We start from the raw sequence: 13891 nt of genomic DNA, 5'->3' as shown, positions 1-13891 counted from the left end.
TAAGGAATACTTAACGGGTGTTCACTCTCGTCTTAGACGACGACACCCTTCCTTGATATCACGACGATGTGAGCCGGATGACCGGCGGAAAAGGACCAGACCTCCATGGATCTCGGACGCGGCCTCGGCCACCTGTCATATTCCACCCTCGTGCACGCGGGCGACACGTGGGCGGAGATGAAGGAGAGCCTGCACACCTTCGTCCCCGACGTCAAAGCCCGGGTCTCGCCCGATCAGCGCTTCGGCGTCTCACTGCGCATCTCGGCCGACTCGGCGAAGACCCTCGCAGCAAGCCCTGGAGAACGGGCAGAGCTCCGGACATTCCTCGACGACAACGACCTGTACGTCTACACGGTGAACGCGTTCCCGTATGGGCCGTTCAAGGGCGATCTGGTGATGGAACGGGTCTATGAACCGGACTGGTCGACCGACGACAGGGTCGCATATACGAACTCGGTCGCGGACATCCTCGCGGAGATCGCTCCGGCGGACGTGAGCCCCAGCATCCAGACGGCCCCACTCGCGTTCGCTCCGAATGTCACGGACGACGACTACGTCGCCCGGTTCACCACCAACCTGTTCCTGGTCGTCGCCCACCTCGTCGAGCTCGAGGCGCGCACGGGTCGGCGGGTCAAGCTCGCCCTCGAGCCGGAGCCCGCGTGCTTCCTGGAGACCACGGCGGAGACCGTCGCGTTCTTCACCGAGCGGGTCTACTCGCCGCAGGGCATCGCCGAGCTCGCCCGGCTCGCCGGGCTGCCCCTGTCGGAGGCCGAAGGTGCGATGCGCCGATACCTCGGCATCGTCTTCGACATCGGCCACCAGTCCGTCGGATTCGAGGATATTCCGGCATCGCTCCGCAGCCTGGTCGACGCCGGGATCCCGATCTTCAAGCTCCAGGAGGCGGCGGCGCTCTGGGTCAGGGACCTCACTCCTGCACTCGTCCCCCAGCTGCGCGTCTTCACCGACACGATCTACCTGAGCCAGACGACGATGCGCCAGGACGGTGCGGTCACGAAGTTCCTCACCCTCGGCGACGCGCTCGACGCGTTCGAGGAGCACCCGGTGCCCACCGAGATCCGCACCCACTTCCACGTTCCGGTCTTCCTCGAGGAACTCGGCCCGTTCGTCACGACGCGGTTCGCCGTGCAGCAGGCGCTGCAGATGCACCGTGAGACACCGCTCTCCGACCACCTGGAAATCGAGACGTATACCTGGGACGTGCTCCCGGCGCACCTCAAGACCGGCGACATCACCGACTACGTGACCCGCGAACTCGAGTTCGTCCGCGCCGAGCTGCTGGACCCCCGTCCATGAGGGCTGCCGTCTTCCACGGAGCCGGCGACATCCGCGTCGAGGAGGTCACGGCTCCCGAGTCGCCCCGCGCAGGCGAAATCCTGGTCAGGCCGTTGTGGTGCGGCATCTGCGGCACCGACCTGCACGAATACGCCCAGGGCCCGATCGTGATTCCGCGGGAACCGCATCCGCTCACCGCGGCGTGCGGCTCGCAGATTCTGGGCCACGAATTCTCGGCCGAAGTGGTCGAGGTCGGCGAGGGGGTGACCGCGGTGCGGCCGGGCGAGCGGGTGTCGGTGATGCCGCTGCTGTCCTGCGGGCACTGCTACTTCTGCCGCAGGGGACTGAACCACCTCTGCCGCACGATGGCCGCCGTCGGGCTCAGCTACCAGTGGGGCGGCATCGCCGACCTCGCCATCGTGCCCGCAGCGAACGTCACAGTGCTCCCCGACGGCGTGTCCGACCTGCAGGGCGCCGTCGTCGAACCGGGCGCTGTCGCGGCGTACGGGGTGGACACCGCCCGTGTGCGCCCCGGCGACAACGTGCTGATCACCGGGGCCGGTCCGATCGGCGCCCTCGCGTCGCTCTACGCAGCCTCGCTCGGGGCGAACGTCTTCGTCTCGGAGGTCAATCCGGTGCGCGCGGCGCTCGTGCGCAGCTTCGACGTCGGAGTGGTGCTCGACCCGACCGCCGTCGACGTGCCGGGCTGGCTTCGCGACCGGACAGACGGTATCGGTGTCGACGCGGTGATCGAATGCTCGGGGAACGAGCGGGCGCTGCAGGCGGCGATCGCCTCGGTGCGTTCTGCCGGGAGGATCTCCCAGACCGGGCTGCACACGAAGGCTGCGGCCATCGACCCGATGGTCATCTCCGAGCACGACATTACGATCTCGGGCACCTGGTGCTTCCCGGTCACCGACTGGCCGCGCATCATCGACCTGATCGACAGGGGTCGGTACCCGGTGGAGAAGGTCGTGACAGCCCAGATCGCGATGAAGGATGTCGTGGCCCAGGGCTTCGACACGCTGCTGTCACCGACCGGCGACCAGGTCAAGGTGCTCGTGCGCGCCGGCTCGTGATGCCGCGCCCCGAGTGGCCGCCTACTGGGCGACGAGCGCCGGATGCGTGGACAGCTCGAGCCTGGTGCGGCGGATGTGGCCGGCCAGCATCCGCTCGGCCTCGTCGCCGTCGCCGCGCCTCAGCGCCCCGACGAGCAACTGGTGTTCGTAGTGGACGGCGCGGTTGACATCGGGCCCGATCAGGGTCGTGAAAGCGCGTCGATAGTGCTGGGTCGAGTTCCATAACCGGTGGATGGTCTCGCCCAGGATGGACGTCACGGCGCCGGAGTAGGAGAGCAGGTGGAACTCGCGGTCGAGGCGCAGGAACGTTTCGACGTCCGTGCCGGCCTGCATTTCATCGGCGAGTTCCTGCAGGCGGCCGAGGGTCTCCGGCGACAGATTGGGCAGGCTGTAGCGCAGCAGCAGGGGTTCGATGCGCTCGCGGATCTGGTACATCTCCTCGCACTCCGCGAGGCTCAGGTGGGAGACCCAGGCGCCGGTGTTCGCGACGAGGGTGACGAGGCCATCGGATTCCAGGATGCGCAGCGCCTCGCGAACGGGGAGCCGGCTCGCGCCGAACTGTTCGGCGACGTCCTCCTGGCGGATCCGGGTGCCGGGGGCGTATGCGCCGGACAGGATCTCGTCCCGCAATCGCGTGGCGATACGGCTGCCGGCGCTGCCGTCGCGGCTGGGGGCGCTGGCCATGGGGTCCGTCCGGTCGGTGGTGTCGGTCATTCGGCGGGGTGGGCCGGATGCCACAGTTTAGTGGCAGCATCCTTTTCGTAGGCCTTGCCGTCCGGGTAGCTCACGAGCTCGAACTGCATGCCCCAGGGGCTGCGGAAGTAGACCCAGCGCTGGCCGGTGCTCCAGCTGGAACTCGACGTCGGTGCGCCCATGATCTCCACACCGTGCTCCCGCAGGTGCTCGAGGGCGGCATCGAAGTCGTCCACGTAGAACGCCAGGTGATGCCCGCCGATGTCGCTGTTCCTCGGTTCGGGAGCTGCGGCATCCGCCGGTTCGTACTGGAAGACCTCGAAATTCGGCCCGTGACCGCACCGGAAGAAGCGGAGTTCGCGCATCACCGTGCGCGGGTGCACGCCGAGGTGCTCGAGCATCCACTCGTCGTCGGGGTGGGCGAACGGCCCGAGCGCGTAGACGAGCTCGCAGCCGATCACGTCGACCAGGAACCGCTCTGCCTCGGCGAGGTCGGGGACCGTGAAACCAATGTGTTCCGTGCCGCGCAGACCCGGGATGCCGTGGACCATCGAGAACTCCTTCGTTCGTCGTTGATTTCTCTCATTGTATCCAAAGACCCGAAATGCGTGCATCCTGATCGGAGATATTGCGAACAATCCTTGGCATTGGATTCAATCAACGATACAGTGTTGGTCACATGTAGTCGATCCCCGCGATCGACACGACCAATGGAGACCGGCACATGCCTGAACGACGACGTTTGGATCCCCTGGCCCCGTGGATCGAACTCAGCACCACGGCGCAGGACTGGGCGAGTGCGGACCCGGCACTCCTGGCCACCATGCTCGGCCAGCTGCATCTCATCCGTGCCTTCGAAGAAACCGTGCTCGAACTCGCCGGCGAGGGCCTCGTGCACGGGCCAGCGCACTCCAGCATCGGCCAGGAGGGCGGGGCGGTCGGCTCGATCGTCGGCCTCGGGTCGACGGATGCGATCAACGGCTCGCACCGAGGGCACCACCAGTTCCTCGCCAAGGCGATCAACCATGTCTCCGGCGGCGCCCTCGACCCCGCGGCGCTCGTGACCGCGGACATTCAGACCGTGCTGCAGCGCACCCTCGCCGAGATTCTCGGGCTCGCCCAGGGCTACTGCCGGGGCCGCGGCGGCTCGATGCACCTGCAGTGGTTCGAGGCCGGCGCGCTCGGCACCAACGCGATCGTCGGCGGCGGGGTTCCGCTCGCGGCCGGCAACGCCTGGGCCCAGAAGCACGCGGGAACGACGGATGTCACGGTGAGCTACTTCGGGGACGGCGCGACCAACATCGGCTCGGTCCTTGAAACGATGAACCTCGCTTCGGCGTGGAAGCTGCCGCTTGCCTTCTTCATCGAGAACAACCTCTACGCTGTGTCCACCACGGTGGCCGAGTCGACCGGTGAGCCTCGGCTCTCGGCCCGCGCGCTTGGGTTCGGCATTCCCAGCTGGCGCGTCGACGGTATGGACCCGCTCGCCGTGCACCTGGCGACGAAGGAGGCCGAGCAGGTGATGCGGTCCGGCCAGGGACCCGCTGTCGTCGAGGTCGAGGTCTACCGCTTCTTCCACCAGAACGGACCGTATCCGGGCAGCGCCTTCGGCTACCGGACCAAGGAGGAAGAGGCGGCCTGGCGGGCCCGTGACCCGCTGGACCGGGTCGCCCGCGAAATGATCGCGCTCGGCCAGATCGACACGGCCGGCATCGCCGCGGTGCGCGAGCAGGCCCAGTCCGCGATGCGGGATGCAGTGGCCCAGCTGCTCGAGGCCGACCCGGAGTCGGCGGGGAAGCGCCGGATCCGGCCGGACCTCTGGCCCGACGTCGACTTCGTCAATGTCGGGGTGCGGGGCGACGCGAGCGAACTGACCGGACTGCGCACGCTCGAGCCGACCGAATACCGGGGCGAGCTCGAAACGAAGAAGTTCGTCGACGCCGTCGCCGGCGTGATGGACCGCCGCATGGCAGAGGACGCACGGATCGTCGTGCTCGGCGAAGACGTGCACCGCCTCAACGGCGGCACGAACGGCGCCACCAAGGGGCTTGCGAAGAAGTTCGAGGGCCGTGTGCTCGGCACGCCGATCAGCGAGAACGCGTTCGCCGGCCTCGGCGGCGGGATGGCGCTCGACGGGCGCTACCGCCCGGTCGTTGAATTCATGTATCCGGACTTCATGTGGGTGGCCGCCGACCAGGTCTTCAACCAGATCGGCAAGGCGCGGCACATGTTCGGCGGCGAGAATCCGGTGCCCCTCGTGCTGCGCACGAAGGTCGCGATGGGAAGCGGCTACGGCTCGCAGCACCTGATGGACCCCGCGGGCATCTTCGCGACGAGCCCCGGCTGGCGGATCGTCGCACCGTCATCGGCGGCTGACTACATCGGCCTGATGAACACCGCTTTGGCCCTGCAGGACCCGGTGCTCGTCATCGAGCATGTCGACCTCTATGCCGACAGCGGTGACGTGCCCGCCGGCGACCTCGACTACTTCATCCCGCTGGGGAAGGCGGCCCTGCGCCGTGAAGGCACCGACGTCACCGTGATCAGCTACCTGTCCATGGTCAAGCACTCCATCGAGGCCGTCGAACTGACCGGCATGAGCGCCGACGTCGTCGACTTGCGCTGGCTCGACCGGGCCTCGATCGACTGGGAGACCATCGGCACGAGCATCCGCAAGACCAACAGCGTGCTCATCGTCGAACAGGGGGCCCGCGGCACGTCGTATGGTGCCTGGCTGTCCGATGAGATCCAACGCCGGTTCTTCGACTACCTCGACCAGCCGGTCGAACGCGTGACCGGCGGCGAGGCAAGCCCGAGCATCTCACGCGTGCTCGAGCGGGCGGCCATTGCGCGCACCGAGGACGTCGTCGCCGGCCTCGAGATCATCAAGCTCGGTCTGGGAACCCGCTGATGGCAACGCTCGTGCGCATGCCGGAGGTGCTCGCCAATGCCGCAGAAGCCGCCATCCAGACCTGGCTGGTGAAGGTGGGCGACACTGTGGCGATCGGCCAGCCGCTCGCCGAGATCGAAACGGAGAAGGCGGTCGTCGAGTACCGCGCCGAGACGGAAGGTGTGCTCGCGCGCGTCATCGTCCCCGAGGGCGTGCCCGTCGAAGTGGGCGTGCCGATCGGCGTGATCGCCGCCGTCGGTGAGGCGGAGTCGGACATCGATGCCTTCCTCGCCGGGGACGTCCCGGAGCAGGCAGGGCCTGCGACCCCGGTGACGGCGGCCGCGGAGGCGGCGACGCCGGTCGGAGTGGTCCCGGTCGAATCGGCCCCGGACGGGGCGCAGGTACCGCTCGCCGCAGCCAGCGGCCAGCGTCAATTCGCCAGTCCGCTCGTGCGCCGCATCGCCAGGGAACGCGCGCTCGACCTATCCCGCGTCGTCGGCAGTGGCCCGAACGGGCGGATCGTGCGCCGGGACCTCGACACCCTCAAGCCCGCGCCCGTGACTGCAGCCGAGTCCCGGCCCGAGCCCGTCATGCCTGTGGCGTCTCCTGCGGTGTCCGTTCCAGCGGCACCCTCGGCCCGCACCACCGGCACATCCGTGGTCGACGCCTCCGGGTTCACCGATGTTCCCCACACGGGGATGCGACGGGCGATCGCGCGCCGCCTGACCGAGAGCAAGTCGACGGTTCCACACTTCTACATCACGGCGGACTGCCGCGTCGAGCGCCTCCTCACCCTCCGCGGCGAGATCAACGCGACGTCGCCGCGGAAGATCTCGGTCAACGACTTTGTGGTCAAGGCCGTCGCGGTAGCGCTCGTCCGGGTGCCCGCGGCGAACGTGATCTGGACCGAGACCGCTACGAGACGATTCGAGCACGTCGATCTCTCGGTGGCGGTGTCCACCGAAACAGGACTGCTCACTCCGGTCCTGCGTGGCGTCGAAGGCCTCACGCTGACGAGCATCAGCGAGAGGGTCGCCGACCTCGCCGGACGGGCGCGGAAGGGGAAGCTGAGGCAAGAGGAACTCGAGGGCGGCAGCTTTGCCGTCTCGAATCTCGGCATGTTCGCGGTCGACCAGTTCTCGGCCATCCTGAACCCGCCCCAGTCCGGCATTCTCGCCGTCGGCGCCGCGAAACAACGGCCGGTCGTCGACGCGGGACAGCTCTCGGTCGGCACCGTGATGACCGTCACCCTCTCGGCCGATCACCGTGTGGTCGACGGTGCGGTGGCCGCCGAATGGATGGCGCAGTTCGTGGCCTGTATCGAGAATCCACTCTCTATAATCATTTGACGTCGGCGGGCTCTGATGACCGTTGACTTCCCCGTGAGCAAAGGCGCGCATATGGATCCCCGACTCGAACGTCTCGTAGCAGAGCGGGCATCCCTTGCCGCGGAATCGGAACGGCTGGCCGCGCTCCTCGCTGCAGAACGGAGCGGCAGGGCGCTGCGAGCGATCTCCCTCGCCTACGGGACGGGCTGCAAGGATGACTTCGAGCGGGAGCGCCAATGCCGCGCGGATGAAGAGCAGATGAAGCAGGTGCGTTCCCTCACTCGCGCCCTCGATCGTCAGTACCACCATCTGACCACAAGCGCCCGCGCCGCCCGCGAAAGCGGGTGAATCGTCGTTCTGTCGCGCTCAGAACGACGATTCACCCGCTTTCGCGCCAGGGAAAGCGGGCGTGCCGGTGATCTCGTCGGCGTTGTCCGCGATCCAGTCCATCAGGGGGACGAGGCGGTCGGCGAGCTCGTGGCCCCTGGCCGTCAGTTCATAGTCGACGCGCGGCGGGATCGTCGCCTGCGCCTCCCGGTTCACGAAGCCGTCTGACTCGAGGGTGCGCAGGGTCGATGCGAGCATCTTCTCGCTGATGCCCTCGATGGACCGCCGGAGCTCGCCCCAGCGGAGCGAGTCCTGCTGCAGGGCGAGCAGGATGAGCACGCCCCACTTGCTCGTGACGTGGTCGAGCACGGTGCGCGTGGCGCATTTGGCCGGGTAGACGCCGGCGACGGCGCCGGGACGCGCCCGCGAGACATCGAAACTAACCTTCATGCAGGTAGCTTACCTAAAGGTGGGTACCTGTGCGCGGGAAGGTACTCGACCGTCCCGTGGTTGACTCTGACACGCCACCGAAAGGACAACACATGTCATACATCGTCACCGCCACCTCTGGTCACCTCGGCCACCTCATCGTCGAATCCCTCCTCGCCCGCGGCGCGGCCCCGGAGAGCATCGTCGCGACAGCCCGCAATGTCGACAAGCTGTCCGCTCTCGCCGCACTCGGCGTGCGCACCGCAGTCCTCGACTACGGCAACCCCGAGACCGTGACCGCCGTCGTCGAACCGGGCGACGTGCTGATGCTCGTCTCCGGCAGCGAGGTCGGCCAGCGCGTGCCGCAGCACACCGCCGTGATCGCGGCCGCCCAGGCCGCCGGCGTCGGGCGCATCGTCTACACGAGCGCCCCGAAGGCCACGGCCTCCGCGCTCCTGCTGGCCCCGGAGCACAAGGCGACCGAGGAGTTCCTGATCGCCTCGGGGGTCCCCTTCAGCATCCTGCGCAACGGTTGGTACACCGAGAACTACACCGGTGAAATCGAGAGGGCACGCCAGGCCGGCGAGATCGTCGCGAGCGTCGGCGACGGCCGGGTCGCGAGCGCGAGCCGGGCCGACTATGCGGATGCCGCGGCCGCGGCCATCCTCGACGACTCGCTCGCGGGCAAGACCCTCGAGCTCTCGGGCGACCACGCCTGGGACTTCGACGAACTCGCAGCCACGATCGGAACCCTCATCGACTCATCGGTGGCCTTCCGGAACCTGACACCCGCAGCACACGCGGAGCTGCTCGCGTCCTTCGGCCTCGACGAGGGCACGGTGGGCTTCGTCGTCGGTCTCGACGCCAACATCCGCGACGGGCTGCTCGGCGAGACGAGCGGCGACCTGGCCCGCCTGATCGGACGGCCGACGACGCCGCTCGCGGAGGGCCTCGCCGCGAGCGTCTAACCTCGCCTGTCCCGGCCCGGCCATGCCCCGGAGGTGGACCTGACGGCATCCGCCCCGGCCATGCCCCGGGGAGTGGACGCGGCGGCATCCGCCCCCGGGTCGGTAGGCTGTGCGATTGCAGAGATCGCACTGCACACACCCGAGCACACGCAGACGAAGGACCCGACGATGAGTGGCAGTACCGAACGCCTGTTCCGTTTCGAGCGGGTGGAGTGGGACGACCCGCGCGCCGCCGTGCTGCGCGCGCGGATGGACGTGGAGATGACCGCGCGCTACGCCGGCCCTGGCAGCCCCGAACTCGATGACGCCGTGACCGCGGCGCTCAGGATCGACCCCGCCGACATTCTCGCGACCGTGCTCGTGGTCGACGGCGACGGCACCCCCATCGCCCACGCGGCCCTGCGCACCCATGATGGCGACTGGGAGGTCAAGCGCGTGATCGTCTCCGACGACCAGCGCGGGCGCGGGGTCGGCCGTGCCCTGATGAACGAGCTCGAGCGCATCGCCCGTGCCGCCGGCGTGCCGCGGCTCATCCTGCAGACCGGCAGCAAGCAACCGGATGCGGTCGCCCTCTACGAGAAGATCGGCTACACGCCGATCCCGATCTACGAACCGTACATCGAGGCGATCCCACACTCGTTCTGCTTCGAGAAGCTGCTCGCCTGACCTGCACCGCTCCACATTCCCGCGTCGCCCCGCATCCGCTCGCCCCGCCGTGCCGCGAGAGTGCACGTGTGGCTCTGAAGGCCGCTTGACTTTGCCTGCGATTCAACGGCCGAAAGCGCACTCTCGCGAACGCCGGCGCGGGAGACGCTCCGTCGAATCGAATCGAATCGGTGCAGTGCGGGGCGGTGTCGTTTTTGGCGGCGTTGTCGGGAACGACGTCAGGCGAGCCGGGGGTCGACGTGCAGTTTGGGACCGAGGCCGGCGCCGGCGGGGCGATGCCCGGCCAGGATCTCTCGCACACCGCTGAGCCCGACCGTCGCGGCGACGAGCGGGCGCGGGTCGACGGCACCGCTCGCGTAGAGGTCGATCGTGCCCCTGAGCCCCGGGGAGGCGCTCAGGATGCCGACCGCCGTCACGTCCTTGAGAGCGAGGGTTCGGGTGTCGATCAGGCTCGGGCTGCCGGCGAGACCGACGTAGACCACGCGCTTCCCCGGCTCGACCAGGTCGAGGGCGCGGGCGGGCAGGGCGGCCGCGTTGGAGGCGTCGATGACGGCGTCGAAGGGCGACTCCGGCAGGTCGGCGTCGGTCCAGACTCCGTCGAAGCCGAGGCTCCTGGCGTAGTCCAGTGAGCGCGCGGACCGTCCCATCACGTGCACCTCTGCACCCTGCTGCCGGGCGAACAAGGCGATGAGCAGACCGATCGTGCCCGCTCCGAGGACGAGCGCCCGGTCGCCGGGTTCCAGTGCTGCACCCCGAACGGAACGCAGCGCGTTACCGCCCGGTTCGACGAGCGCGCCGAGCACGTCGTCGGCGGTGTCGGGCAGCTCGAACAGCGAGGTGGCGGGCACCGCGAGCTGTTCGGCGAGGGCACCGGGGAAGCCGCCGAGGATGCCGACCTCGAAGCGGAACTCGCAGACATGCTGCAGGCCGCGGAGGCACCGACGGCACACCCCGCAGCCGAGCATGGTGTCGCCGGTGACCCGGCGACCGAGCCACCGCCGGTCGACGCCTGCGCCGAGCGCGGTCACGGTCCCGGCCCACTCATGGCCGATCCGCATCGGGTACCGGGCCTTGCCGTCGTGCAGGTACTGCATCTCGCCGGTGAAGAACTCGACGTCGGTTCCGCAGACGCCGACTCTCGCGACATCGACGACGACCTGGCCGGGCCCCGCAACCGGCGGGGCGACATCCTGCACGGATGCTTCCCCGGGCGCGGTGATGACAAAGGCCTTCATGGTGCTTCCTTTCGGCGTGGATCACGAGATCAGCCTGGGAAGCTCCACGAGCTGGTACGAAGCGGGTTCGGGTGCGCGTCAGGCAGGCTTCGCGTACCGGCCGATTTCCTGAAGCGCCCAGGAGTTGCCGTCAGGATCGCTGAAGTACGCGTACTTGACGCCACCCATGTCGTGGATCTCGGTGATCTGCAGGCCACGGTTCACGAGTTCGTCCCGTGCTGCGCCGATGTCGGAGACGACCAGGTGCAGGTTCTTGACCGTGCCGTGCTCAGGTCCATTCCCCATGCCGGTCCCGATGACCACGGAGCACGCCGAGCCCGGAGGGGTCAGCTGCACGATCCGCATTCCGTTGCCTGGCTGCACATCGTGATCCAGGTGGAAGCCGACAACATCCACGTAGAAGGCCTTGCTCCGTTCGACGTCCGCAACGGGCAACGGCACAAGCTCCAGTCGCATGTCCATGGTCGTCACTGTATCAAGGAGCGACAGCCACTCGCGGCGAACGGCGCCGCGGCGTAGCGTGGCCTCGTGACACCGTCCGACAGCTTCTGAGGAGGAATCGTGACCACCCTCGACAACCGGCCGAACACCGCTCTGCTCGTCATCGACGTCCAGACCGGTTTCGTGAAAGACGCCTACGATCGGGACGCGATCGTCGGGAACGTCAGCAGCGTCGTCGACAAGGCGCGAGCCGCCGGCGTCGACCTCATCTGGGTGCAGCACCACAACGACGACCAGCCGCAGGGGAGTGCTTCCTGGCAGCTCGTACCCGAACTCGTGCGCCTCGAGGCGGAACCGCTCGTGCACAAGGCGTACGCCGACGCCTTCGAGGACACCGACCTCGAGTCCGTGCTCGCCGAACGCGGCATCGGCGGTCTTGTGATCGCCGGTGCGCAAACGGATGAGTGCATCCGGTCGACGCTCCACGGCGCGATCGTCCGCGGCTACGACGCCATCCTCGTCAGTGATGCCCACACCACCGAGGACCTGAGCGGCTTTGGTGCGCCGCCGCCGGACCTGGTGATCGCCCACACCAACCTGTACTGGGAATACCACACGGCCCCCGGGCGGACAGCGGGCACGGTGACCACTGCCGACCTTGACTTCACGGCGCCGTCCTCCTGAGGCGACCGGGCCGTCGGACGGAAACAGCGCTTCGCTCGAGGCTGGGAAATCGCCGGGACGGACTTCCGTGGCCCGCGGGGGCGCAGCACACTGGATGCCGAAAGTGGAAGCTCAAACCTCGCGCGACCCGAACGTGGAGTGACGAATGGGCAGGATTACGCAGGCCTCGATAGTGCGACCGGGTCGGATCGGAAGGCGAGCCGGCGTCGGCATCCTGGCGGCGGCGCTCATCGTCGCGGGTGTCACGGCGGCCGCGCCGCGCGCCGAGGCGGAGGTCCGGACAGTAGCAACCGCTGCCGCTGCCGCGCACTCCGTGTCAGAGACAGTCCCCGCTGCCGCGGCAGTGTCCTCGGTGAAGGCCCTCGACTCCGACCAGGTCGTCACCGACCCGGCGTGGTTCACCGCAGCCTATGCCGAGGGATTCCGGCTCTACATTCTGGCGTCGACCGACTGGGGCACCTGCACCCCCGCGGCCCACGCCCAGCCGCAACTGCAGATGGCCCTCGACGCCGGGCTGAAGGTCGCCGCATACACCCGCAATCCCGCCTGCTGGCAGGCCGGCATCGCTGCGACGGGTCCGTACAGCACCCGGCTCCAGTTCTTCGCCCTCGACATCGAGACCGGCAGCCCGCCCCTCACCCGGGACATGATCACGGGGGTGCAGGAGCTCGGAGTGCGCCCGGTCGTCTATAGCGGAGCGGCGATGTGGCCGCTCCTGATGGGAGAAACGACCGAATTCTCCGACGTCGCCCTGTGGGACACCGCAACCGGTCCCCTCGACTATCCGAGCTGGACTGCCGACGTCCTCGCACCCGAACCGGTGCCGTACGGCGGCTGGAATGACTCGGGCAACCTGCGGATCGGCGTGCAGCAGGAGTTCGAGCGCACCCTGAACGGCGTCAGGGTCGACCTTGATTCCTTCGACGCCGAATTCCTGTATTGAGACGGCCTCCCACCGGTGCCGCCCTCTACTGACGCGAGAAAGCGGATGCCGCGAGCACCTGCTCCGGGGTCGGCCGCACCCCGGTGTACAGCTCGAACTGGTGAGCGGCCTGCAGCGCGATGACCTCGGCCCCGGTCACGACCCGCTTCCCGGCCGCACGCGCCGCGCGGATCAGGGGCGTTTCCGCCGGAAGGGCGACCACATCGAAGACGGTCGTGGCCGCGTCGACGGTGCCGAGCGGGTATGCGAGGCTCTCGGACTCTGCGCCACCGCTCATCCCGATCGGGGTCACGTTGACGATCAGCGGTGCGGTCTCGGCTCCCGGGTCCGGCAGCCACCGGTAGCCGAGCTCGTCAGCGAGCAGGCGACCGCTGGTCTCGTTGCGGGCGATGATGGTTCCGTCGGAGAAACCGGCGTCCCGGAAGGCCGCACCGACGGCCTTCGCCATTCCACCGCTCCCTCGGAGCAGGAACGGTGTGCCCGGATCGATGCCGTGCTCGGCGATGAGCTCGGCAATGGCCAGGTAGTCGGTGTTCGACGCCTTCAGGACCCCGTTGTCGTTGACGATGGTGTTCACCGAGCGGATGGCGGTCGCGGAGGCATCCATCTCGTCGACGAGCGCGATGACGTCCTCTTTGAAGGGCATCGACACGGAGCAGCCGCGGATGCCGAGCGCCCGCACGCCGCCGATCGCCGCGGTGATGTCGGTTGTCGTGAATGCCTTGTAGATGAAGTCGAGGCCGAGCTCGTCGTAGAGGTAGTTGTGGAAACGGGTGCCGATGTTGCTCGGGCGGGCCGCGAGCGAGATGCACAGCTGCGTGTCCTTGTTGAGCGCTGGTTTCATGGTTCTTCTCCCGGGATGAGGTGCGGTCTTTCCACGGTAACCCGGACGCCCCGTCCGAAGGTCCGAGACGG

Annotated in this window: 15 protein-coding genes; 9 read left to right on the top strand and 6 right to left on the bottom strand. The window is 68.2% G+C overall.

All coding sequences use genetic code 11. From position 1 onward, the window contains the following. Positions 1-105 precede the first annotated feature (105 nt). Together eboE and RHM57_RS16490 are read left to right on the top strand one after the other, a co-directional pair. A complete protein-coding gene (gene eboE / locus RHM57_RS16495; RefSeq protein ID WP_322188795.1) occupies positions 106-1314 on the top strand; it encodes a metabolite traffic protein EboE in 1209 nt (402 codons plus the stop codon). Further along, on the top strand, positions 1311-2372 hold the full coding sequence (locus RHM57_RS16490; protein WP_322188793.1) for a 2,3-butanediol dehydrogenase: 1062 nt from the start codon (positions 1311-1313) through the stop codon (positions 2370-2372). The genes eboE and RHM57_RS16490 overlap by 4 nt, the downstream gene beginning before the upstream one ends. A 21-nt stretch (positions 2373-2393) precedes the next feature. On the opposite strand, the gene RHM57_RS16485 is transcribed toward RHM57_RS16490, so the two are convergent. Together RHM57_RS16485 and RHM57_RS16480 are read right to left on the bottom strand one after the other, a co-directional pair. Further along, positions 2394-3086: a GntR family transcriptional regulator gene (locus RHM57_RS16485; protein WP_322188791.1), complete on the bottom strand. Its 693-nt coding sequence runs from the start codon at positions 3084-3086 to the stop codon at positions 2394-2396. Beyond that, on the bottom strand, positions 3083-3616 hold the full coding sequence (locus RHM57_RS16480) for a VOC family protein (RefSeq protein WP_134558319.1): 534 nt from the start codon (positions 3614-3616) through the stop codon (positions 3083-3085). Before RHM57_RS16480 ends, RHM57_RS16485 begins: the two co-directional genes overlap by 4 nt. 173 nt (positions 3617-3789) lie before the next feature. On the opposite strand from RHM57_RS16480, the gene RHM57_RS16475 reads away from it, so the two are divergent. The 3 genes from RHM57_RS16475 to RHM57_RS16465 are packed head-to-tail and all read left to right on the top strand — an operon-like array spanning position 3790 to position 7631. Then, positions 3790-5976 carry an alpha-ketoacid dehydrogenase subunit alpha/beta gene (locus RHM57_RS16475; protein ID WP_322188789.1) on the top strand — a complete coding sequence of 729 codons (2187 nt, stop codon included), beginning with the start codon at positions 3790-3792 and terminating at the stop codon, positions 5974-5976. Beyond that, positions 5976-7304 carry a 2-oxo acid dehydrogenase subunit E2 gene (locus tag RHM57_RS16470; protein ID WP_322188787.1) on the top strand — a complete coding sequence of 443 codons (1329 nt, stop codon included), beginning with the start codon at positions 5976-5978 and terminating at the stop codon, positions 7302-7304. Before RHM57_RS16475 ends, RHM57_RS16470 begins: the two co-directional genes overlap by 1 nt. A gap of 51 nt (positions 7305-7355) precedes the next feature. Beyond that, on the top strand, positions 7356-7631 hold the full coding sequence (locus RHM57_RS16465) for a hypothetical protein (protein WP_134449118.1): 276 nt from the start codon (positions 7356-7358) through the stop codon (positions 7629-7631). An 18-nt stretch (positions 7632-7649) separates the two neighbouring features. On the opposite strand, the gene RHM57_RS16460 is transcribed toward RHM57_RS16465, so the two are convergent. Beyond that, positions 7650-8060 (bottom strand): winged helix-turn-helix transcriptional regulator, encoded by a 411-nt coding sequence (locus RHM57_RS16460; protein ID WP_134449117.1) that lies wholly within the window; start codon positions 8058-8060, stop codon positions 7650-7652. A gap of 92 nt (positions 8061-8152) precedes the next feature. On the opposite strand from RHM57_RS16460, the gene RHM57_RS16455 reads away from it, so the two are divergent. Continuing rightward, entirely contained in the window at positions 8153-9007 is an 855-nt protein-coding gene (locus RHM57_RS16455) for an NAD(P)H-binding protein (RefSeq protein ID WP_322188785.1), read from the top strand. Positions 9008-9175: 168 nt separating this feature from the next. Continuing rightward, complete coding sequence (locus RHM57_RS16450; protein WP_134449115.1) at positions 9176-9673, top strand: GNAT family N-acetyltransferase; 498 nt, start codon at positions 9176-9178, stop codon at positions 9671-9673. A 218-nt stretch (positions 9674-9891) separates the two neighbouring features. Here RHM57_RS16450 and RHM57_RS16445 read toward each other — a convergent pair whose 3' ends face one another. Next, positions 9892-10908 carry a zinc-dependent alcohol dehydrogenase gene (locus tag RHM57_RS16445; RefSeq protein ID WP_322188783.1) on the bottom strand — a complete coding sequence of 339 codons (1017 nt, stop codon included), beginning with the start codon at positions 10906-10908 and terminating at the stop codon, positions 9892-9894. A gap of 78 nt (positions 10909-10986) precedes the next feature. Beyond that, complete coding sequence (locus RHM57_RS16440) at positions 10987-11370, bottom strand: VOC family protein (RefSeq protein ID WP_134449113.1); 384 nt, start codon at positions 11368-11370, stop codon at positions 10987-10989. A 99-nt stretch (positions 11371-11469) separates the two neighbouring features. Here RHM57_RS16440 and RHM57_RS16435 point away from each other — a divergent pair, with 99 nt between their 5' ends. Both RHM57_RS16435 and RHM57_RS16430 read left to right on the top strand, forming a co-directional pair. Then, positions 11470-12033 carry an isochorismatase family protein gene (locus RHM57_RS16435; RefSeq protein WP_322188781.1) on the top strand — a complete coding sequence of 188 codons (564 nt, stop codon included), beginning with the start codon at positions 11470-11472 and terminating at the stop codon, positions 12031-12033. Between the two features lie 145 nt (positions 12034-12178). Beyond that, positions 12179-12976, top strand: a complete 798-nt coding sequence (locus RHM57_RS16430; RefSeq protein ID WP_134449111.1) for a hypothetical protein — start codon at positions 12179-12181, stop codon at positions 12974-12976. A 25-nt stretch (positions 12977-13001) separates the two neighbouring features. On the opposite strand, the gene RHM57_RS16425 is transcribed toward RHM57_RS16430, so the two are convergent. Beyond that, positions 13002-13820 (bottom strand): shikimate 5-dehydrogenase, encoded by an 819-nt coding sequence (locus tag RHM57_RS16425; protein WP_134449110.1) that lies wholly within the window; start codon positions 13818-13820, stop codon positions 13002-13004. Between the last annotated feature and the right edge of the window lie 71 nt (positions 13821-13891).

Origin of the sequence: Cryobacterium sp. 10S3, from assembly GCF_034344045.1 — a bacterium.
Taxonomy (GTDB): Bacteria; Actinomycetota; Actinomycetes; order Actinomycetales; family Microbacteriaceae; genus Cryobacterium; species Cryobacterium glucosi.
The sequence above is the reverse complement of the archived record's forward strand: the minus strand, read 5'-3'. Positions and strand labels throughout refer to the sequence as shown.

Coding starts and splice junctions, on each gene's coding strand:
- eboE (WP_322188795.1), top strand. CDS start 106: ATGGATCTCGGACGCGGCCTCGGCCACCTGTCATATTCCACCCTCGTG.
- RHM57_RS16490 (WP_322188793.1), top strand. CDS start 1,311: ATGAGGGCTGCCGTCTTCCACGGAGCCGGCGACATCCGCGTCGAGGAG.
- RHM57_RS16485 (WP_322188791.1), bottom strand. CDS start 3,086: ATGACCGACACCACCGACCGGACGGACCCCATGGCCAGCGCCCCCAGC.
- RHM57_RS16480 (WP_134558319.1), bottom strand. CDS start 3,616: ATGGTCCACGGCATCCCGGGTCTGCGCGGCACGGAACACATTGGTTTC.
- RHM57_RS16475 (WP_322188789.1), top strand. CDS start 3,790: ATGCCTGAACGACGACGTTTGGATCCCCTGGCCCCGTGGATCGAACTC.
- RHM57_RS16470 (WP_322188787.1), top strand. CDS start 5,976: ATGGCAACGCTCGTGCGCATGCCGGAGGTGCTCGCCAATGCCGCAGAA.
- RHM57_RS16465 (WP_134449118.1), top strand. CDS start 7,356: ATGGATCCCCGACTCGAACGTCTCGTAGCAGAGCGGGCATCCCTTGCC.
- RHM57_RS16460 (WP_134449117.1), bottom strand. CDS start 8,060: ATGAAGGTTAGTTTCGATGTCTCGCGGGCGCGTCCCGGCGCCGTCGCC.
- RHM57_RS16455 (WP_322188785.1), top strand. CDS start 8,153: ATGTCATACATCGTCACCGCCACCTCTGGTCACCTCGGCCACCTCATC.
- RHM57_RS16450 (WP_134449115.1), top strand. CDS start 9,176: ATGAGTGGCAGTACCGAACGCCTGTTCCGTTTCGAGCGGGTGGAGTGG.
- RHM57_RS16445 (WP_322188783.1), bottom strand. CDS start 10,908: ATGAAGGCCTTTGTCATCACCGCGCCCGGGGAAGCATCCGTGCAGGAT.
- RHM57_RS16440 (WP_134449113.1), bottom strand. CDS start 11,370: ATGGACATGCGACTGGAGCTTGTGCCGTTGCCCGTTGCGGACGTCGAA.
- RHM57_RS16430 (WP_134449111.1), top strand. CDS start 12,179: ATGGGCAGGATTACGCAGGCCTCGATAGTGCGACCGGGTCGGATCGGA.
- RHM57_RS16425 (WP_134449110.1), bottom strand. CDS start 13,820: ATGAAACCAGCGCTCAACAAGGACACGCAGCTGTGCATCTCGCTCGCG.